The organism is Nonomuraea angiospora (assembly GCF_014873145.1).
GTDB lineage: Bacteria > Actinomycetota > Actinomycetes > Streptosporangiales > Streptosporangiaceae > Nonomuraea > Nonomuraea angiospora.
In genome coordinates this window covers 2,965,318-2,982,961 of record NZ_JADBEK010000001.1, presented here as the reverse complement: position 1 = coordinate 2,982,961, position 17,644 = coordinate 2,965,318, and the positions used below count along the sequence as shown (strand labels likewise).

Genomic DNA, 17,644 nt, shown 5'->3' with positions numbered 1-17,644 from the left:
GGGCTGCCCGGGGTCTCGGGGCCGGTGGTGGAGCGCTACAACGCCACTGGTTACGCGCCGCTTCGCCCCGCGTTCCCTCGGGCCACGTCCCGCCGCACCCCGCAGGGTGCGGCGGTCGATCCTGCGCCCGTCGGGCGGTCAGAGCCGGGACGTGCGGAACGTGGTGAGTACGGCGGCGTGGTCCGAGGACCAGGCGTTGCCGCGGTGGTCGGGGACGGCCGTCGGCGTGCCCTCGACCAGGGCCCTGGAGTCGGTCACGCGGAGCGGGCCCGCGTAGTAGACGAAGTCGATCCGGTCCTGCGGCTCGGGCTCGCCCTTGTGCGGGTCGTACCCGTAACCGCCGGTGAACACCGGATAGATCGGCGACCAGGTGACGCCCGGCGCGGTCACCGGGTTCGGGTGGGCCACCCGGTAGGAGTCCCGCAGCCCCGCCTGCGTGGGCAGCACCGAGGTCGGCCACGGGACCGAGGTGTAACCGCACCGGCGCGTGGCCTCGGTCCAGTCCAGGTGGGACGGGGCGTTGAAGTCGCCCGTCAGCAGCACCGGCGTGCGCCGCGCCGCGGCCAGGTCCGGTTCCATCTCCCGCAACACGGCCTTGATCTGGGGCGTGCGGCCGGAGCGCTCCTCGTTGGCCAGCAGCTGTTCCTGCGTCAGCTTGCCGAAGCACGTGTCGTACGGGCCGTACGGGTTGTAGCCGAGGTGGACGTTCCACACCACGACGTCCTGGCGTTCACCGATCCGTACCCGGACCTTCGTCGCCACCGACAGCGGGCCGCCGGCCACCGGCTCCTTGCGTTCGGTGATCGGGTACCGGCTGATCACGCCGATGTCGGTGCCCGACTGGTGATAGTCCCAGCCCAGCGCTTCGGCCAGCTCCCGGGTGGAGACGGCCGAGGTCTCCTGGAGGCCCACGACGTCCACATCGGACCGGAGCAGGAACCGCAGCTCCTTCTCCCGGCCGTCGTCGACCTGGCTGCCGCTGTGCCACAGGTTGAAGCTCATCGCCTTGAGCTCGGGCACCAGGTCCTGGCCCGGCCGGCGGACGTCGATGGCGACCGTCGCCGTGCTGGTCTCGGCCCGCGCGTTGCGCGCCTCGACGCGCAGGGGCGTCGAACGCAGCGAGTCGGGCGGGCGCGGCGTCCCGGTGACCTCGCCGTCGGCCGACACGCTGATCCACCGCGGCCCGCTGAGCTTGCGGAAGGTGAGCCCGTCGGTGTCCCCGCGCACGAGGCCGCCCACCCTCGCCTGGTACGGGGCGAGCGCGCGGGCGTTGCGCAGCTTGAAGGCGTCGGTGATGAAGTGCAGCGGCGCGTCGCTGACGATCCGGACCTTCACCGGGGCGGCGAGCCACCGGTAGCCGTCCTGCGCCAGGGCGAAGACGAGGTAATTGCCCGGCTCCAGCCCGTCGGTCGGCAGCGTGGCCTCACCGCTTCCCCCGGCGATGTAGGTCCAGCGCACCGAGGGACCGACGAACTTCTCGTCCACCGGCCCGTCGCCCGGGTCGGTGTAGAGGCCGAGCCAGTTGGTCGGGGCTGGGCGGGGCGTGGTGTAGGACGCTTTGATCGGCTCGCCACGACGCACGGTCGGCGCGGCGAGGGTCAGCGTCCCGTCCGGGGTCGGCGACGCCGACGCCGGGATCACGCCAATGAACAGGACGAACATCGCCACGACGAGCGACTTGAGCCAACGCATTCGCGCCTCCTTGATGGACCTCCTGCAGCGTTGGCCAAGCTGGTGACGATCGCGTGAACGAGCCGTGGCAGACCGTCGGCGGCCGGAGGAAACCCCGAGTGCCGACGCGTGAGGTCGCCGCGGACACCCCGCTCGTCTGGTCCCGGTCTGCTTGATCACGTACGCTGATCGGCGTGCGGGCAGGCGGCGACCGGAGGATCCCATGGGGGAGGCTGCGCCGGCTGGCGGCCGATCTGCCACCGGCGGCGATGGACGTCCTGCTGTCCGCCTTCGCCGGTGTCGCGACGGTCTACCGGATCGGCTGGGGCGTGCGGGAGGTGGGCGATCAGGCACCGGACCTGATCGCGTACGGGATCGGCGTGGCGATGTCGATCCTGTTACTGGCCCGGCGGCGGTGCCCCACGATGACCTTGAGCGGTGTCGTGCTGCTCTGGCTGGCGTACCACGTCCTCGACTACCCCGGCGGGGAGCCCGCCGTGCCCGTGTGGATCGCGCTGTACTCGGTCGCGGTGGCGGCCCGGCGGCGGGCCGGCCTGGCGGTGGCCGGAGGGCTGCTGGTGTGCGACGCGCTCGCCCGCACCGCGGACACCGGCGCCTGGCTGTTCGACGCGGTGCTGGACGGTTCGACGGTGCTGTTTCTGGCCGCGCTGCTGCTCGGGGACGCGGTGCGCAGCCGCCGGGCGTGGCGCGCGGAGCACGAGGCGCGCCTGGCGCTCCTGGCCGCCGAGAAGGAGCGGGCCGCCGCGCAGCTCCTCGCCGACGAGCGGCTGCGGATCGCCAGGGAGCTGCATGACGTGTCGGCGAGCACGCTGGCGGTCGTCGCCGTGCAGGCCAACGTGGCCGCCGAGCTCATCGGCGACGAGCCGGAGCGGGCGGGTCAGGCGGTGGAGCTGGTGCGTACGGCGTGCCGAGAGGCGATGGGAGAGCTACGGGCGGCGGTCGGCCTGCTGCGGACTCCCGCGGACGGGCCGCCGCACGTTCCGGAGCCGGCGTACGGGCTGGAACGGCTGGAGCATCTCGCCGCCGTGCATGGCGCGGCCGGGCCGCGAGTCGAGATCACCTACGTCGGCGACCGTCTCACGCTGCCACGGCTGCTGGAGACCACCGCCTATCGGATTGTGCAGGAGTCGATGACGAACGCGCTGCGCCATGCCCGTGCGACCCGGGTCGACATCACGGTCGAGTTCCGCTCGGCGGGGCTGGCGCTGGAGATCCGCGACGACGGCCGCGGCGTCGCGCGCCCGCCGGGCGACGTCCCGTCCGGCGTCTCCGGCGTCGTGGGACTCTCCGGCGTCTCCGGTGGTGACGCCGGCGGCAGTACCGGTGGCAACGGGCTGCGCGGCATGGCCGAACGGGCGGCGAGCGTCGGTGGCCGGCTCGACGCCGGGCCGGTCGAGGGCGGCGCCGGCTTCCGGGTACGCGCCTGGCTCCCCGTGGCGGTCGGAACATGACGATTCGGGTGCTGCTGGCCGACGACCAGACGCTGGTCCGCGCCGGCTTTCGGGTGCTGCTGGAACGGACCGACGACATCGAGGTCGTGGGCGACGCGGCCGACGGCGACGAGGCCATCGCGCTGGCCCGGGCGCATCGGCCTGATGTGGTGCTGATGGACGTGCGCATGCCGGGCACCGACGGCGTGGCCGCCACCGCGCGCATCGTCGGCGACGCGCGGCTCCCCGGCGTCAGGGTGCTCATGCTCACCACGTTCGACCTCGATGAGTACGTCTTCGCCGCCTTGCGGGCCGGAGCCAGCGGCTTCCTTCTCAAGGACGTCGCCCCTGAGGAGCTGCGCCGGGCCGTACGTCTCATAGCCCGCGGCGACGCCCTCCTCGCGCCGAGCGTGACCCGCCGGCTCATCAGCGCGTTCGCCGGCCGGCCCGGAAGCCGCGGCGTGCCGCTGGAGCGTCTGGCCACGCTGACCGATCGCGAACGTGAGGTCGTCGCGCTGGTCGCCGACGGCCTGTCCAACCAGGAGATCGGCGACCGGCTCGGCATGAGCCCCGCGACCGCCAAGACGCACGTCAACCGGGCGATGGCGAAGCTGGAGGCACGCGACCGCGCGCAGCTGGTGGTCATCGCCTACCAGTCGGGCCTGGCCGGCATACCGCGGTCGCGGTAGTCGCGGCACCGCGAACGCGGTACGGCGGGCGCGGCGCTGAGCCGATGGCGCCGCACCCGTTGATCCCTAGCGTTGACACCATGACGGGGACGAATTCCACCACAAGACGATCGCGACAACTGCCCGGCACAGGGGTGACACAGCTGCTGAGCCGTTGGCCCTGGCGCTCTTCCGGGATCGCCGGCGGCGCCGGCCTGGCGCTGATGCTGCTGCTGTACGCGGGCACGCCGCTCCGCGGCATCGCGCTGGCCAGCGCCACCAACATGGCGGCCGTGCTGTTCTTCCTGGTCGGCGGGGTGGTGCTGGCAGCGGGCGCCGGTGCCGGCGCATGGACGTGGCGGCTGCTGGTCCGCCCGTTCGCCGTCGCGGCGATCCCGGCGGTGGCCTGCTGGTGTGTCATCGTCCTGCTGCGGATCGTCATCCTCACCGGGGAGCCGCTGTCCGAGTCGGTGTTCCAGGACGGCTTGGGACGAGCGGTCGTCGTGTACCAGGCGTCGGTGCTCGCCGGAATCGCGTCCGGCGCGATCCGCTGGGTCGCGCACCGCCTGAACGTCTCGAGGGAGGGCTGATGGACCGCCCGCGCAGGCTCGTCGCGGCCGGTTGTCTCGTCGCCGCGCCCATGTTCCAGGGCGTTTCGACGTTCTTCTGGAGAGACGGCTACCAGGGAGTCGACACCGGGACGCTCATCGTCCTGGCGACGGTGTGCTGGATCGTCGGCCTGACGGCGGTGTTCCGCTCGATCGAGCCGTACGCGCCGCGGTACACGGCCATCGCCTATCCGCCGGCCATGTACGGCTGCGTCGGCGGGGTCACCTTCGGTGTGCAGGGCATGCACGAGGAGCTCCTCCGCACCGATCACGTCGAGGCGGTGCGGCTGCTCGGCGAGCACCCGTTCGCGGCGTATTTCGCGTTCTGGATCGCCGGATTGCTGTTCCCCCTGTCCATGCTGGCCCTCGGCGCGGTGCTGGCGCGGATCCGGGTGGTGCCGGTCGCCGTCGGCGTGCTGCTGTGCGCGGGGGCGCTGGCCTTCCCGCTCAGCCGCATCCCGCGCGAACCGGCTGTCGCCCATCTGGCGGACCTGCTGCTGCTCCTGCCCGTCGCCTACCTCGCGATCCACCTGGCCGGGCTGACGCTCGGCACGGCGAAACGCGGCGACCGGGACCACCCGGTCGTCACACCACGCGCCTGACCGGCGCGATTACCGATCATCGTCTTCGAAGGAGAAGTGAATGAACGCCGTGACCAACCCCATCACCGCGGAGACCACGCTGAGCCGGGTGTACTCGGCGGCGCCGGAGGAGGTGTTCGCGGCCTGGACGGAGCCGGCGCGTTTGTCGCGGTGGTTCGGGCCGCACGGCTTCACCACGCCGGAGGCCACCGTGTCGCTCGACGTGCGCCCGGGCGGGCAGTGGTCGGCGCTCCTGGTCTCGCCGGAGGGGAACGAGGCGCCGTTGTCGGGCTCGTACTGGGAGGTGGACCGGCCCGCGCGCCTGGTGCTTACCACGGGGGACCCCAACAACACCGACGGCCTTCCGGCATCGGTGGTGACGGTGACCCTGACCGCTGTCGATGAGGTGACCCGGCTGGAGTTTCACCAGGCCGGCGTCAACACCGACCAGGCGCACGCCGATGGCGCCAAGGCCGGCTGGGAGCAGTTCCTGGACCGGCTCGGCCACCTGTTCGGCCCGGCCGGAGCCGCACGCGACGACAGCTGAACCGGCCCGCATGAGGCCAGGGCGGACCCGGTGGTGTCGTGCGGAGCTCGGAGCACGCGTACTGCGCGGGGCCTGGCCGGATGCGGTGATGTCGTGCGGAGCTCGGAGCAGGCGTACTGCGCGGGTCAGGGCGAGTGCGGTGGTGGTGTCGCTCAGAGCAGGCGTAGCTGCTCCGGCTCGTCCGTGATCAGCGCGGGCGCGGGCCGGGGCGGGAGGCGGCGGGCCATGGCCGGGGTGGCGCGGCCCACGCCGTGGCGTTCGGCCAGCTCCTTGACCAGGCCCGTCACCCGCTCCTGGTACGCCTTGGGCGCGTACGCGCCGCGCCCGTACAGCTCCAGATAGCGGGGCACCAGGCGCGGATGCTCGCGCGACAGCCACCCCAGCCACCACTCGCGCGCCCCAGGACGCAGATGGAGCACGATGGGGGCGATGTGGGTGGCGCCCGAGGCGGCGATCTCCTTGACGGTGGTCTCCAGCTGGTCGGGGGAGTCGGTGAGGAACGGGAGGATCGGGGCCATCAGGACACCGCACGCGATGCCGTTGTCGTTGAGCGTCGCGCACACCTCGAGGCGCCTGCGCGGGTTGGGCGTGCCCGGCTCCACCGCGCGCCATGCCTGCGGGTCGACGAAGCCGACCGACACGCTGGTGCTCACGTCCGTGACGTCCGCCGCCTCCGTGAGCAGGTCGAGGTCGCGCAGGATCAGCGTGCCCTTGGTGAGGATCGAGAACGGGTTGCGCGCGTCGCGCAACGCGGCCAGGATGCCGCGCATCAGCTTGTAGCGGCCCTCGGCGCGCTGGTAGCAGTCGACGTTGGTGCCCATGGCCACGTGGTGGCCGCCCCAGCGCGGCGAGGCCAGCTCCTTGCGGGCCAGCTCGGCGGCGTTGACCTTGACGACGATCTTCGAGTCGAAGTCCGCCCCGGCATCAAAATCTAGATATTCATGCGTTTTTCGGGCAAAACAGTAAATACAGCGATGAGTGCACCCTCGATAGGGGTTGATCGTGTACTCGAACGGGACCCGGCTGGCCCCCGGAACCCGGTTGATGATGGATCTGGCCCGGATCTCGTAGAAGGTCATCCCCCTGAATTCGGGCGTGTCGAACGTGCGGGTGACCGCGCCGCGAGCGAACAGCGGCACGGCCGGATCGTCCTGACCGGGCCCGGCCAGGCGCAGGTTGTCCCAGCGCATGCCATGATTAGAACAGGAGTTCGAGCATGATCGCAAACTGAAAAGAGGTTGCAATTACCTGGTCAGGCGGGGGCTAATGATCTTCAGGGTTGGGCAGAAAGACGTCGCAGAGCTTGCGTTCGGGAGGTGCGTCTATGGCCTGGTCGCAGGACGAGGAGCGGATGCTGGCCCAGATCGAGCAGCACCTCGTCGCCGACGATCCGCGACTCGTCGCACGACTGGAGTCGTTCAACGAGCGGGTGCGTCGCAGCGAGGCGAAGGCCAACGGGCAACCGGGCCGCAGGCGGCGGCCACGCCGTTCGACGGTCATCATCCTGATCAGCTGGCTGCTCATAGCCACGTTGGTCGCCACGCTCCTGATCATGGTGCTCCGCCACGAGGCCGCCGCCGCGCTCGCCCTGGCCGCCGCCCACTTCTAGCCGTCCTGCCCGGATCGGCGCCTTCCGTGCGCCGCCTGAACCGCCTCCCACACGCTGCGTCACGGACCGTTCTCGGCCTGTTCATGCTGTGTTCCGGAGCATTGGCTCTGCGCCTCTGTCGGGGCTCCTGGTCGAATGCGCGTCGCACGAGAGGGTGCCGGACTTGCGTCGCATGGTGATCGTGCTTGAGGCGCGTCGGACGGACATGCGTCGCGTGATGGTCCTGCCCAGTGGTGGACCCGGGTCCCACGGTGGTGGTGCAGTCCTCGGCATCCGGGACCTGCACCAGTCGCAACGCCGTGCGCCTCGCTGGGCCTGTCCTTGGTTTACGTGCCTCGTCCGACCCAGACCTCCTGCAGGACCCGGTAGTCGAGCACGGTGATCCCCTCGCTCCGCAGGATCTCGCGCGCCTCCGGAGACGTGAGGAACTCGTAGTCGGTCCGCCGCACGCGCCACCCGCCGGGCTCGATCGCCCGCGCGTCCTCGTCCCCGAGCCCCGGATGGACGGCCCACTCGCTCAGCCCGACCGGCACCTCCCGCAGCAGCCTGGCGTACGTGGCCGCCTTGCCGTCGAGTTCGAGCCGGAAGCTGTCCAGGAAGTCGTGGTCGACCACCGGCAGGCCGCGCGCCCGTACCTTCTGGCGGGCCGGGTCGAGCCAGGCCCGCACCGCCAGGCCGTACTCCTGGGCCAGCGCCACCGTGAGGTCGAAGACGTCGGGGCGCCCGCCGTCGGCCAGGCAGTGCCAGTCCAGGTGGGTGGGCGCCGGCCCGGCGTCCGTCACGGCGGCGATCTGCGCACGGAACTCGCGCTCCACCTCGTCGAGGCGGGCCTGGGCGAGCAGCTCGGGTACGCGGTCGGGCGTGAACAGCTCACCCGCCGCGTCGAGCAGCGACGGCACCTCCTCCTTGGCTGCCAGCGGCCCCCAGCGGCGGCGCGGCGTGTCGCACACCAGCGTCAGATGGATCCCGAACGGGATCTCCGGCCGGTCGCGCAGCAGTCCCATGGCGTGCTCCGCCCCCGGGCAGGGCGCCATCAGGCTGCACGAGCCCGAGATCCCCTCCTCGATCGAGCGCACGACCGCGTCGTTGATCGCCCGGTGCATGCCGAAGTCGTCGCTGTTCACGATCAGCAGGCGCGCGTCGGGCTCGAAGCCGAGAAGATCGTTCATGCTCCAAGCCTGCCGGGTGCGAAGGGGGACATCCCACCGGTTTTCGGCCCGCTGGGCGACCGGCGATGAGGTCTACGGCCAAGACCCCCATCCTGCGCTGGTCGGGCTGGCGCCGCCGCCATCAGGCCACAGCCCGACACGGCCACCACCACTCACTGGAGTGCTAGTCCATCACCGTCACCGTGGCGAAGGCGTTGACGATTCGGTGGTCGGAGCATGCCTTGTCGCGGTTGGCGCCGCAGATGTACCCGATCGGCTGGGAGTCCTCCCGGTAGCCGGTGAGCTTGTCGGCCTCGGAGAACACGAGGTCCACCTTGCCCGGCTGACCACACGAGCCCGGGGTGCCGCTCTCGGTGGTCTGCTCTCCCCACCCGGGGCAGATCGGGTCCTCATCGTCGAGCTCGTGATACCGGCCGTGGTTGCCGGCGTTGTTCACCGTGTTGACCGTGGGCGAGTACCAGCTGTCGAGCAGGGGGCTGTGCGGCTGGATGTTGAAGTCCCCGGCGATCAGCACCGTGTCGCCCTGGGCGCGATATCGCTCGATGACGTCGTGCACGTAGTCGAGCTGCGCCGCCTGGGAGTCCTTGACATAGGTGAGGTGGGTGGTGCAGAACCGCAGGTGGGGCCGGGCGGCGACGGGCGCGCACAGCAGCTTGCGCTGCTTGTCCTCGGCAGCCTGCGGAAGTGTGAAGCGGTCGGTGGGGCCGAGGGCGAAGCGGCTGAAGATCGCGACACCGTAGCCTGTGCCGGCGCAGTAGCTCGAGTCGTCGGCCGGCGTCACCCGCTCGTAACGGGCGAAGTTCAGCGGATTCTGCGGCCAGCCGATCCCCTGCAGGTAGTCGATCACCGCGCCGTACTGGTTGTGGCACATCTCGTTGACCGACACGAAGTCGGGGTTGCGAGCGCTGATCGAGCCGCCGATCGCCTGGATGATGCCGTTGGTCGTGGAGCCGAGGTGCTTGCTGTGGCCGGCGATGTTCCAGTGCCAGATCTGGTACGTCGTGGCGGTGCTCATGTGGGCGTCGGACGGCGTCATCGTCGTCACGGCGATCGTGACGGCCGTCGCCATCACTGCCCAAAGCCGTCGCGACACGCCTCGCCATAAAGCGGTTTTCATGTAAGCAAATGTGCACCACCGCTCCTGTCACGGGCCGAGCAGGGTGGACCAGTGTGCTGCGGCACCAGCACGCGGAAGGCCCGCGCCGCCACCCGTGAGTCCGCAAGCGCGTGGTCGACCGTCACGTCAGGCTCTCCGACGTGCGGCCTGCGCCTGCGGCCCTGCGCCTGCGGCCCTGCCCCTGCGGCCAGGTGGCCGTGAGTCCGCGTCCCATGACGTCAGCCGCGTCCCGCCGCCTGGCCCGCCGTCAGGTCGGTCGCCGGCACCCGTGACAGCGGCCCGCTCGCGGCAGGGTTGTCGTCGGCGATCGCCCGGGATGCGACGGCGAGGCCCAGCGCCACCATGGCCGCGCCCCCCGTCCCCGCCGCCCCGCGCCCCGGAGGTGGCGCGCCGGCGACAGCCGAGCCGGTCCGGACGGCACGAGACGAAGCAACCTGACAGCCGTGCCTGGAAGGCCGGGTCACCTGACCGGCATCAGACATGCTGCGTCAAGTCGGGCAAACATTCTACGTTCACCATCTATTTAACATGGGACGTTGGACGTAGGATGTCCCATCGGTAATCTTCTCCTGCAGGAAGGGCGAAGGCATGCACGATGGTCATCCCCCGAAGGGGCGTGCCCGCCGCCGGGCGGGCGCCGTACTGGCGTTCGCCGGCTTACTCGTCAGCGTGTTCGGCGCGCCGGCGACCGCGGCGCCGGCGGAAACCCCGGAGGCCGCAGGCACGGCACCGTTCGTGGACGAGCAGGTGCTCTACAAACAGGGCGACTTCGGATACGGCTGCTTCCGGATCCCCGCCGTGGTGCGGGCCACGAACGGCATGCTCCTGGCGTTCGCCGAGGGACGGGTGAAGGACTGCGGCGACGACGAGGACATCGACCTCGTGCTGCGCCGTTCCGCCGACGGCGGGCGGACCTGGGGGCCGCTGCAGGTGGTCTCGGAGGGCAATGGCACGACCCATGGCAACCCGGTGCCGATCGTGGACGAGAGCACCGGCCGGGTCGTCCTGGTGAGCACCCACAACGGTGCGGAGCCGTGCCCGAACGGCTGTGACCGCGACCCCTGGGTGCAGTTCAGCGACGACCATGGGGCGACCTGGTCGGCCGCCAGGGAGATGACCGAGGGCAAGCGTCCGGAGTGGAACTTCTGGTACGCCACCGGCCCGATGCACGGCATCCAGCTCAAGCACGGCCCGCATGCTGGCCGGCTGGTGGTCGGGGCGAGTTTCGAAAGCTGGGACCGGGTCGGCAAGCACGTCTACGGCACGCACCTGCTCTACAGCGACGACAGCGGGGTGACCTGGAACATCGGCGCCGAGACGTCCCGCGACGACGGCACGGTCATCGCCCAGGAGGTCACGGTCGTCGAGCTGACCGACGGGCGGATCTACGCCTCGGCCCGCGAGCGCGGCACCGACGAGGGCAGCCGGGCCTACGCGACCAGCAGCGACGGTGGCGAGACGTGGGATGTCCCGTTCCGCACCATGCCGGCGCTGGCGACGACCGACATCCAGGCGTCGTTGCTGCGCTTCAGCGAAGGGCGCATCCTCTTCTCCTCGCCGATGCACCCGGGCGCCCGGGAAGCGATGGGGATCCGCTCGTCCTACGACGAGGGGCGCCGCTTCGAGACCTGGGACGAGGGCAAGGTCTTCTACTGGGGGCCGTCGGCGTACTCGGACATGGTGCGCCTCGACGGCGACGAGGCGGCCCTGATGTACGAGGCCGGCACCATCACGCCGTACGAGCAGATCCGGTTCGCACGGTTCAACGAGGCGTACCTGGAGACGCCGAACGGCACCCCGCCCGGCATCCCCGGCCCTCCGGCACCCGGCCCGACGACGCCGGACGAGTCGCCGCACCGCAACCAGCCGTACGTGCGCGGCGGCGCGCAGACCACCGACGGGCGGTTCGGCGGCGGGCTGGCACTGGACCGGGTGGACGACCGGGTGGAGGTGCCGTTCGACGACTCCATCGACCTCGGCGCGAAGGACTTCACGCTGACCTCCTGGATCCGGTATTCGGAGCAGGCGGGCGCGCACGCGATCCTCTGGTTCCACCGGGTGAACAGGGGCACCAACCCGCCGGCGCTGTGGCTGCGGGCAGAACCGGCCGGCAACCGCATCCGGGCGGTCCTCTCCGTCGACCGGTTCAACGTGACCGTGCAGTCGCCGAGCGCGTACAACGACGGGCAGTGGCACTTCGTGGCGCTCCAGCGGGCACGCGGCGAACTCCGGCTCCTGGTGGACGGCGTGCAGGTCTCGTCGGCGGCGGTGCCGGCCGGTTCGCTGACCCTCGGCAAGGAGTTCGGGCTCGAGGGGATCCACATCGGGCAGCGGCTGGACGGTGTGGACCGCTTCCGCGGGACGCTGGACGAGGTACGCGTCTACCGGCGCGCGCTCACCGACACCGAGCTGAACCTGATCCGAGGGCGGAATCTCCCGATCGGCGGCCAGCTTGCGCTGCGGCTGCCGTTCGATCGCGTCGGCTGAGCTCGCGTCGGCTGAGCTCGCGTGGGCTGAGCTCGCGTGGGCTGAGCTCGCGTCGGCTGGGCTCGCGTCGGCTGGGCTCGCGTCAGCTCAGGCAGCGTGAACCGCTTGACGATGGCGCTCGCGGCCCCGCGGGCGCCATCGCGTCCATCACCGGGCAGCCGCAGGACGTCCTACGTCCTGCGGGAAGAGCTCGGGCAATCGTGCCCGGGCCAGGGGTCTGAGCCGTACGGCGAGCGAGGCGTCGACCGAGTCGTACGGCCACCGGACCCGAGTGCCGATGTCGGCCCAGCCGCCGAGGTGGGCCAGGAACTTGTCCAGCGCGGCGCTGGCGTACCCGCCGCGCTGGAGCGGCCGGACATGCGCGGCGAAGAACTCGTGGATCCGCCGCTCCACGTCGAGCGCGGCATCGGGTCGCGCGACCATCATCCGCTGCCAGGCCATGGCGCCGGCCGGGCTGAGGGCGGCGATGTTCGAGTAGGAGCCGGCGGCGCCGTGCCGCCGTCCGGTCGCCAGATCGTGGCCGGCGACGAAGACGGCGAGGCCGGCCGCGTGGCGCCGCATCTCCGCGTACCACCGCGCGTCACCGCCGGCCACCTTGATCCCGATGACCGCGGGCACCTCGCGGCGGATCATCGGATACAGGTCGGCCGGCACCTGCGTCTTGGCGTGCGGCGGGTTGTACAGCACGAGCGGCACCGGATCGGCGGCGGCCGCGACGCGGGACAGGAAGCTCACCACCTCGCCGCGCGACAGCGGCAACCAGTCCGGCAGCGTCACCTGGATCGCGCCGGGCCGCAGCGCCCGGCCGCGGGCCACCCGGGCCAGGCAGGTCTGCGCGCTCATGTGGGCGGCGCCGATCTGGAACGGCAGCCCGTGCCGTTCGCACCTCTCGGCCAGCAGCGCGTTGACGCGGTCGAACTCGTCCTCGCCGAGCGTGTGGAACTCGCCCGCGGTGCCGTGCGCGTACAGGCCGTCGAGTCCCACGGCGACGAGCGCGTCCAGCTCCGCCTCAAGGCGTGCCCAGTCGATCGACTCGTCGTCCCGGATGGGCAGCAGGACCGTGCCCCAGGTGCCGCCGAGCGTGTCCGACGTCAATGTCTCCACAACGCCCCGTCATCCGGTCGGTACACGTAGAACATCCTATGTCCGGAATGCGGGAGCGAACAAGCCGTGTCCGGCCGGTGGGCCTTCCGTGTCGTCGGCGTAAACTTTCCTGTCCTCGGCTGGCCTTCCGGACCCGAGAGGTGGGATGTTTGACGCAAGGTCTTCGACGAGTCTGGAGGTGGCATGCGTACCGGTGACGGCGCGTCGCTTCAGGAGCGCATCGTCGCCCTGATTCACGAGCGCGGGCTGGTCCCCGGATCGCCGATGCCGACCGAAGTGCAGTTGATGGAGCTGCTCGGGGCGAGCCGCAACAGCGTTCGCGAGGCCGTCCGGGCTCTGCAGGCGTTGGGCATCGTCGAGATCCGGCACGGTCATGGGACGTTCGTCGGGCACGCGCCGCTCGACGCGCTGACCCCGTCATTCGCCTTCCGGGTGCGTTCGGGGCCGGGCGGGATCCGCGCGCTGCACGATCTGGTCGAGGTCCGCGAGCTGCTCGAGACCGGGCTGATCGCTCAGGTGGCCCACAGCACCAGCGCCCCCCGGCTCGCCGCGTTGGAGGCCCTGGCCAATGGCATGGATCGGGACCCGGAAGCCGATCGGGCCTTCCACGCGCTGCTGTACGAGTCGTGCGGCAATGAACTGGTGCTGCAGCTGATCGGCCTGTTCTGGGACGTCTACCACGAGGTCGAGCCGACGCTCGGCCCGCCGGAGGAGCGGACCGCGGAGATCACCGTCAACCACCGCCGGATCGTGGCGGCGCTTCGCGCCCGGGACGCCGAGGCCGCCCAGGAGGCGATGCGCCTGCACTTCCGCGACGTCAAGGCGCGCATCGCGCGGGCGCAGGCCCGGCCGGCACCCGCGCCGCCATCCTGACATAGCGCCGGTGGTGTCCGGACACTTACCCCGGCCCGGCTCAGACAGCGCGCAGTCCATCCACCGCCAGTGACACAGCCCGCGTCACAAGGTCTTCAGCGACCTTCTAACGGGACGGGGCGGCGTCGGTGCCCGTGGCGCGGATGGTCGGCTCGACGCGTACCGGGAAGTTCACGGAGCTGGCGATGAAGCAGGCCTTGTGCGCGTCTTCGTGCAACCCGGCGGCGGCATCGGCCATCTCGGGCGACGTCACGGTGACCGAGGGGCGCAGCACCACCTCGGTGAAGTGGCCACCGTCCGCGGTCTGGGCCATGGTCCCGACCGCGTTGTCGACGTACCCGGTGACGACGACGCCCGCCACGGCGCACTTGTGCAGGTACGACAGCATGTGGCACTGGGACAGCGCGCCCACCAGGAGCTGCTCCGGGTTCCAGCGCGTCGGGTCGCCGCGGAAGGCCGGGTCGGAACTGGCCGCGATGGCCGTCGGGCCCTCGGCGGTCAGCTCGTGCTCACGGCCGTAGTCGCGGTAGCCGCTGGTGCCGGTGCCCTTGTCGCCGGTCCAGGTCACCACGACCGGGTAGGTGTGCTCGCGGGTCATGCTTCGTCCTCCTTGCTGTGGGTGATGCTACGGGTGTCGAGTACGTGTTCGCGGGCGACCCTGGCGGCCTCCTCCGGACGGCCCAGGACGATCGCGGCGACGAGCTCCTCGTGCTGGCCCGACACGTACGCGGGCCGCGACGGCGGCGCCAGCGAGCGCAACGTGGACACCTGGATCTGATCCCAGATGCGCTCCAGCGTGTGCAACGCCATCGAGTTGCCCGCCAGCTCGGCGATCACGCGGTGGAATCGGCGGTTGAGCCGCACCGCCTCCGCCAACCGTCCCTCGGCGGTGGCCGTGGCGGTTTCGATCGCGATCTCACGGAGCCCGGCGAGGTCGGCGGGGGCGATGCGGCCCTCGCGCTGGCGGGTGGCGGCCAGCTCGGCGGTGAGCGCCTCCAGCGCCGCCCGCACCTGGTACGCCTCGTCCAGGTCGCCCTGCTCCAACGCCACGACCACCACGCCGCGCCCGGAGGGGCGCACGAGCCCGTCGGCGGCCAGGGCGCGGAGCGCCTCGCGTACGGGGGTGCGGCTCATGTCCAGGGCGGCCGCGACCTCCATCTCGGTCAGCCGCGCGCCTGGCGGGTACGCGCCGTCGAGGATCAACTCCCTCAGCCGCCTCCGCGCCACATCGGTCTGCATGCGGATCAGGTTAGCGGACGGCATGCATTGCATGCAATGGACGCATTGTATGCAAGCGAGGAGCGCTGTTGCATTCGGGGTGAGTGACGCGATGGCTTGGCCGCTCTGAGCCGTGCGTGACGGGAAGGGGCGGGCGGCGGGGACCCAGTGGGGTGGTCAGTGGGTGTGGGCCTCTTGGGGGTCCGGTGGGGGGGCGGTGGGTGCGGGCCTCTCGTGGGGGTCCGGTGGGGGGTCAGTGGGTGTGGGCCTCTTGGGGGTCCGGTGGGGTGGTCGGTGGCTGTGGGCCTCTTGGGGGTCCGGTGGGGTGATCAGCGGGAGTGGGCGTCGTGGAGGGGATCCGGTTAGGTGGGTGGTGATTGTGGTGATCAGTGGGTGTGGGCCTCGTGGATGGGGGAGCCGGCGAGGCGGGCGGCGATGACGCGGGCGAAGGTGGGGCAGTGGAAGATGCCCTCCGGGTGCCTGCAGGCCAGCCCGTGGGCGATGGCGGTGCGCGCGGCCTGCGCCCGGACGATCCGTTCGTCGAGCTCGGCGAGCTTGCGCTGATGGAGCTCGCGCCAGGCGTCGGCGTCTTCGTAACGAGAGGTGATGAGCCCCTTCAGCTCGCGCAGGGAGAAGCCGATGTCCTGCAACGACAGGATCAGGCCGACGATTGCCATCGCCGAGGCGGGATAACGCCGTTGGCCCGAGACCCGGGTCGGGGCGGGCGGGCCGAGCTCTTCCCATTGACGCGCTCCCCGGCGTGAACGCCGGGGATTCAGCCTGTGCCGTGTGGTGTCACGCGGCACTTCTGTGGCTTCCTGTTTCATCGACCGTGCCCCCGCGCTCGCCCCGAGGAGCGGGCGGAGGGGTCTTACCGGTCTCCGCAGGCGTTTTCCGTCTCCGCTTCCCGCCCATCTCAGGCACGGGTTTCCGTCCAGCGGCGACGATCCGGCGTCCCTCGGCCCGGATGTTGATCTCGGCGTTGACATCCCGGTCATGGGTGACCCCGCACGGGCAGGTCCACTCCCGTACGGCCAGCGGCATCTGTCCGGCCAGCGCCCCGCAGGCCGAACAGAGCTTGGAGGAGGGGAAGAACCTGCCGATCTTCACGAACGTCCGACCGTACAGCTTCGCCTTGTACTCCACCATGCCAAGGAACGATGCCCAGCCCGAGTCGTGCACGCTCTTGGCCAGTCCGGAGCGTGCCAGTCCCTTGACCGCCAGATCCTCCACGTAGATCGCTTGGTTTTCGCGGATCAGCATCGTGGACAGCCGGTGGTGGAACTCGCGGCGCGCGTCGGTGACCTTGGCATGCCGGCGGGCGACCTTCACCCGGGCCTTGGCCCGGTTCTTGCTGCCTTTCTCCTTACGTGACAGGGCTTTTTGTGCCCGCTTGAGTTTCTTCTCCGCTCGGCGCAGGAACCGTGGGCTGTCGATCTTCCGCCCGCCCGACAGCACCGCGAAGTGAGTCAGGCCCAGGTCGATCCCGGTCTCGGCCTCGGTCGCAGGCAAGGGGGTTTCGGCTGCTTCGACCACAAACGAGGCGAAATACCTCCCGGCGGCATCCTTCACCACGGTGACGGAAGAGGGCTGGGATGGCAGGCTCCGTGACCAGCGCACCGCCACATCGCCGATCTTCGGCAGCCGCAACTTGCCGGCTGCGGTGATGGTGAAACGGGCGTTGCGGGTGAAGCGGATCGCCTGCCGGTTGTCCCTGCGGGACCGGAAACGCGGCGGCCCCAGCTTGGGCCCCTTGCGGGTCTGGGCCAAAGAAGCGAAGAAGTTCCGGAACGCCGCGCAGGCGTCGGCCAGCGCCTGCTGGAGCACCACCGCCGACACCTCGCCCAGCCAGGAGCGTTCCGGTGCCGGCTTCGCCTGGGTGATCACCAGGCGGGACAGTTCCGCGTCGGTGATGAACGGCAAGCCCCGCTCATGGGCGTGGTTGCGCAGTGCGACCGCGTCGTTGAACACCACCCGGGCGCACCCGAACGCTCGCGCGAGCGCGATGCGCTGGCCCGGGGTCGGGTCGATCCGGAAGGAGTACCGCAACTGCACACGATCACCCTACGGTTGGGTTATGGCCGACGACGGCGATATCAGGACCGGCAGACATTGCGTTTTCGTGCTGCACGCGCATTTGGTCTTCGTAACGAAGTTCCGCCATCGCGTGTTCACCGGCGAGCACCTCATCCGACTACAAGAGATCATGAGATCCGTGTGCGCCGACGTCGAAACCGAACTGCGCGAGTTCAACGGCGAAGACGACCACGTCCACCTGCTGGTCAACTTCCCACCCAAGGTGGCCCTGTCCAAGTTGGTCAACAGCCTCAAAGGCGTGTCCTCGCGCCGGATGCGTCAGGAGTTCCCCGAACTGGCCGGCCACTACTACCGGGCGAACAAGCTGTGGTCAGGCTCTTACTTCGCCGGATCGGTGGGCGGTGCTCCGATCAGTGTTCTGCGCCAGTACATCGAGCAGCAGAGCCGGCCCGTCTGAGCTGGGTGGACGCCGTTTCGCCCGGCGGCGAAACGGCTATTCTTGCC

The 17,644-nt window shown here is 70.7% G+C and carries 19 protein-coding genes; 9 read left to right on the top strand and 10 right to left on the bottom strand.

The window, feature by feature from the left end:
- Window positions 1-138: 138 nt before the first annotated feature.
- Window positions 139-1,692 carry an endonuclease/exonuclease/phosphatase family protein gene (locus H4W80_RS13605; RefSeq protein ID WP_192785428.1) on the bottom strand — a complete coding sequence of 518 codons (1,554 nt, stop codon included), beginning with the start codon at window positions 1,690-1,692 and terminating at the stop codon, window positions 139-141.
- 173 nt (window positions 1,693-1,865) lie between these two features.
- Between H4W80_RS13605 and H4W80_RS13600 the strand changes: the two genes are divergently transcribed.
- The 5 genes from H4W80_RS13600 to H4W80_RS13580 all read left to right on the top strand — a co-directional run bounded on the left by H4W80_RS13600 (window position 1,866) and on the right by H4W80_RS13580 (window position 5,526).
- On the top strand, window positions 1,866-3,143 hold the full coding sequence (locus H4W80_RS13600) for a sensor histidine kinase (RefSeq protein ID WP_192785427.1): 1,278 nt from the start codon (window positions 1,866-1,868) through the stop codon (window positions 3,141-3,143).
- Window positions 3,140-3,811 carry a response regulator transcription factor gene (locus H4W80_RS13595; RefSeq protein ID WP_192785426.1) on the top strand — a complete coding sequence of 224 codons (672 nt, stop codon included), beginning with the start codon at window positions 3,140-3,142 and terminating at the stop codon, window positions 3,809-3,811. The genes H4W80_RS13600 and H4W80_RS13595 overlap by 4 nt, the downstream gene beginning before the upstream one ends.
- 80 nt (window positions 3,812-3,891) lie before the next feature.
- Window positions 3,892-4,380, top strand: a complete 489-nt coding sequence (locus tag H4W80_RS13590; RefSeq protein ID WP_192785425.1) for a hypothetical protein — start codon at window positions 3,892-3,894, stop codon at window positions 4,378-4,380.
- The gene (locus H4W80_RS13585) at window positions 4,380-5,000 is read left to right on the top strand and encodes a hypothetical protein (protein ID WP_192785424.1); all 621 of its coding nucleotides are present in this window, start codon (window positions 4,380-4,382) and stop codon (window positions 4,998-5,000) included. Before H4W80_RS13590 ends, H4W80_RS13585 begins: the two co-directional genes overlap by 1 nt.
- Window positions 5,001-5,040: 40 nt before the next feature.
- Entirely contained in the window at window positions 5,041-5,526 is a 486-nt protein-coding gene (locus H4W80_RS13580; protein WP_192785423.1) for an SRPBCC family protein, read from the top strand.
- A 152-nt stretch (window positions 5,527-5,678) separates the two neighbouring features.
- Here H4W80_RS13580 and H4W80_RS13575 read toward each other — a convergent pair whose 3' ends face one another.
- The gene (locus H4W80_RS13575) at window positions 5,679-6,716 is read right to left on the bottom strand and encodes an Rv2578c family radical SAM protein (protein WP_192785422.1); all 1,038 of its coding nucleotides are present in this window, start codon (window positions 6,714-6,716) and stop codon (window positions 5,679-5,681) included.
- Window positions 6,717-6,850: 134 nt separating this feature from the next.
- On the opposite strand from H4W80_RS13575, the gene H4W80_RS13570 reads away from it, so the two are divergent.
- The gene (locus H4W80_RS13570; protein ID WP_192785421.1) at window positions 6,851-7,135 is read left to right on the top strand and encodes a DUF3040 domain-containing protein; all 285 of its coding nucleotides are present in this window, start codon (window positions 6,851-6,853) and stop codon (window positions 7,133-7,135) included.
- A gap of 326 nt (window positions 7,136-7,461) precedes the next feature.
- Here H4W80_RS13570 and H4W80_RS13565 read toward each other — a convergent pair whose 3' ends face one another.
- The 3 genes from H4W80_RS13565 to H4W80_RS62660 form a co-directional block, all read right to left on the bottom strand.
- Window positions 7,462-8,304 (bottom strand): polysaccharide deacetylase family protein, encoded by an 843-nt coding sequence (locus tag H4W80_RS13565; RefSeq protein ID WP_192785420.1) that lies wholly within the window; start codon window positions 8,302-8,304, stop codon window positions 7,462-7,464.
- 163 nt (window positions 8,305-8,467) lie between these two features.
- Window positions 8,468-9,373 (bottom strand): endonuclease/exonuclease/phosphatase family protein, encoded by a 906-nt coding sequence (locus H4W80_RS13560; RefSeq protein WP_192785419.1) that lies wholly within the window; start codon window positions 9,371-9,373, stop codon window positions 8,468-8,470.
- A 266-nt stretch (window positions 9,374-9,639) separates the two neighbouring features.
- Complete coding sequence (locus H4W80_RS62660; RefSeq protein WP_264085983.1) at window positions 9,640-9,765, bottom strand: hypothetical protein; 126 nt, start codon at window positions 9,763-9,765, stop codon at window positions 9,640-9,642.
- A 244-nt stretch (window positions 9,766-10,009) separates the two neighbouring features.
- On the opposite strand from H4W80_RS62660, the gene H4W80_RS13555 reads away from it, so the two are divergent.
- A complete protein-coding gene (locus H4W80_RS13555; RefSeq protein ID WP_192785418.1) occupies window positions 10,010-11,908 on the top strand; it encodes a sialidase family protein in 1,899 nt (632 codons plus the stop codon).
- Window positions 11,909-12,055: 147 nt separating this feature from the next.
- Here H4W80_RS13555 and H4W80_RS13550 read toward each other — a convergent pair whose 3' ends face one another.
- The gene (locus tag H4W80_RS13550; protein WP_192785417.1) at window positions 12,056-13,012 is read right to left on the bottom strand and encodes a dihydrodipicolinate synthase family protein; all 957 of its coding nucleotides are present in this window, start codon (window positions 13,010-13,012) and stop codon (window positions 12,056-12,058) included.
- Between the two features lie 183 nt (window positions 13,013-13,195).
- On the opposite strand from H4W80_RS13550, the gene H4W80_RS13545 reads away from it, so the two are divergent.
- Window positions 13,196-13,885: a FadR/GntR family transcriptional regulator gene (locus tag H4W80_RS13545; protein ID WP_192785416.1), complete on the top strand. Its 690-nt coding sequence runs from the start codon at window positions 13,196-13,198 to the stop codon at window positions 13,883-13,885.
- Window positions 13,886-13,991: 106 nt separating this feature from the next.
- On the opposite strand, the gene H4W80_RS13540 is transcribed toward H4W80_RS13545, so the two are convergent.
- The 4 genes from H4W80_RS13540 to H4W80_RS13525 all read right to left on the bottom strand — a co-directional run bounded on the left by H4W80_RS13540 (window position 13,992) and on the right by H4W80_RS13525 (window position 17,158).
- Window positions 13,992-14,483 carry an OsmC family protein gene (locus H4W80_RS13540; RefSeq protein WP_192785415.1) on the bottom strand — a complete coding sequence of 164 codons (492 nt, stop codon included), beginning with the start codon at window positions 14,481-14,483 and terminating at the stop codon, window positions 13,992-13,994.
- Window positions 14,480-15,124: a GntR family transcriptional regulator gene (locus H4W80_RS13535; protein WP_192785414.1), complete on the bottom strand. Its 645-nt coding sequence runs from the start codon at window positions 15,122-15,124 to the stop codon at window positions 14,480-14,482. The genes H4W80_RS13540 and H4W80_RS13535 overlap by 4 nt, the downstream gene beginning before the upstream one ends.
- A gap of 365 nt (window positions 15,125-15,489) precedes the next feature.
- The gene (locus tag H4W80_RS13530) at window positions 15,490-15,930 is read right to left on the bottom strand and encodes a helix-turn-helix domain-containing protein (RefSeq protein WP_337959996.1); all 441 of its coding nucleotides are present in this window, start codon (window positions 15,928-15,930) and stop codon (window positions 15,490-15,492) included.
- Window positions 15,899-17,158, bottom strand: coding sequence for an RNA-guided endonuclease InsQ/TnpB family protein (locus H4W80_RS13525; RefSeq protein WP_192785412.1), 1,260 nt, complete (start codon window positions 17,156-17,158; stop codon window positions 15,899-15,901). Before H4W80_RS13525 ends, H4W80_RS13530 begins: the two co-directional genes overlap by 32 nt.
- Before the next feature lie 22 nt (window positions 17,159-17,180).
- Between H4W80_RS13525 and tnpA the strand changes: the two genes are divergently transcribed.
- Complete coding sequence (tnpA, locus tag H4W80_RS13520) at window positions 17,181-17,597, top strand: IS200/IS605 family transposase (RefSeq protein ID WP_192785411.1); 417 nt, start codon at window positions 17,181-17,183, stop codon at window positions 17,595-17,597.
- Window positions 17,598-17,644: the final 47 nt, after the last annotated feature.

Bases quoted from the DNA above. Each gene is read 5' to 3' on its own strand.
- H4W80_RS13605 (WP_192785428.1), bottom strand. From the start codon at position 1,692: ATGCGTTGGCTCAAGTCGCTCGTCGTGGCGATGTTCGTCCTGTTCATT.
- H4W80_RS13595 (WP_192785426.1), top strand. From the start codon at position 3,140: ATGACGATTCGGGTGCTGCTGGCCGACGACCAGACGCTGGTCCGCGCC.
- H4W80_RS13590 (WP_192785425.1), top strand. From the start codon at position 3,892: ATGACGGGGACGAATTCCACCACAAGACGATCGCGACAACTGCCCGGC.
- H4W80_RS13585 (WP_192785424.1), top strand. From the start codon at position 4,380: ATGGACCGCCCGCGCAGGCTCGTCGCGGCCGGTTGTCTCGTCGCCGCG.
- H4W80_RS13580 (WP_192785423.1), top strand. From the start codon at position 5,041: ATGAACGCCGTGACCAACCCCATCACCGCGGAGACCACGCTGAGCCGG.
- H4W80_RS13575 (WP_192785422.1), bottom strand. From the start codon at position 6,716: ATGCGCTGGGACAACCTGCGCCTGGCCGGGCCCGGTCAGGACGATCCG.
- H4W80_RS13570 (WP_192785421.1), top strand. From the start codon at position 6,851: ATGGCCTGGTCGCAGGACGAGGAGCGGATGCTGGCCCAGATCGAGCAG.
- H4W80_RS13565 (WP_192785420.1), bottom strand. From the start codon at position 8,304: ATGAACGATCTTCTCGGCTTCGAGCCCGACGCGCGCCTGCTGATCGTG.
- H4W80_RS13560 (WP_192785419.1), bottom strand. From the start codon at position 9,373: ATGGCGACGGCCGTCACGATCGCCGTGACGACGATGACGCCGTCCGAC.
- H4W80_RS62660 (WP_264085983.1), bottom strand. From the start codon at position 9,765: ATGGTGGCGCTGGGCCTCGCCGTCGCATCCCGGGCGATCGCCGACGAC.
- H4W80_RS13555 (WP_192785418.1), top strand. From the start codon at position 10,010: ATGCACGATGGTCATCCCCCGAAGGGGCGTGCCCGCCGCCGGGCGGGC.
- H4W80_RS13545 (WP_192785416.1), top strand. From the start codon at position 13,196: ATGCGTACCGGTGACGGCGCGTCGCTTCAGGAGCGCATCGTCGCCCTG.
- H4W80_RS13540 (WP_192785415.1), bottom strand. From the start codon at position 14,483: ATGACCCGCGAGCACACCTACCCGGTCGTGGTGACCTGGACCGGCGAC.
- H4W80_RS13535 (WP_192785414.1), bottom strand. From the start codon at position 15,124: ATGCAGACCGATGTGGCGCGGAGGCGGCTGAGGGAGTTGATCCTCGAC.
- H4W80_RS13530 (WP_337959996.1), bottom strand. From the start codon at position 15,930: ATGAAACAGGAAGCCACAGAAGTGCCGCGTGACACCACACGGCACAGG.
- tnpA (WP_192785411.1), top strand. From the start codon at position 17,181: ATGGCCGACGACGGCGATATCAGGACCGGCAGACATTGCGTTTTCGTG.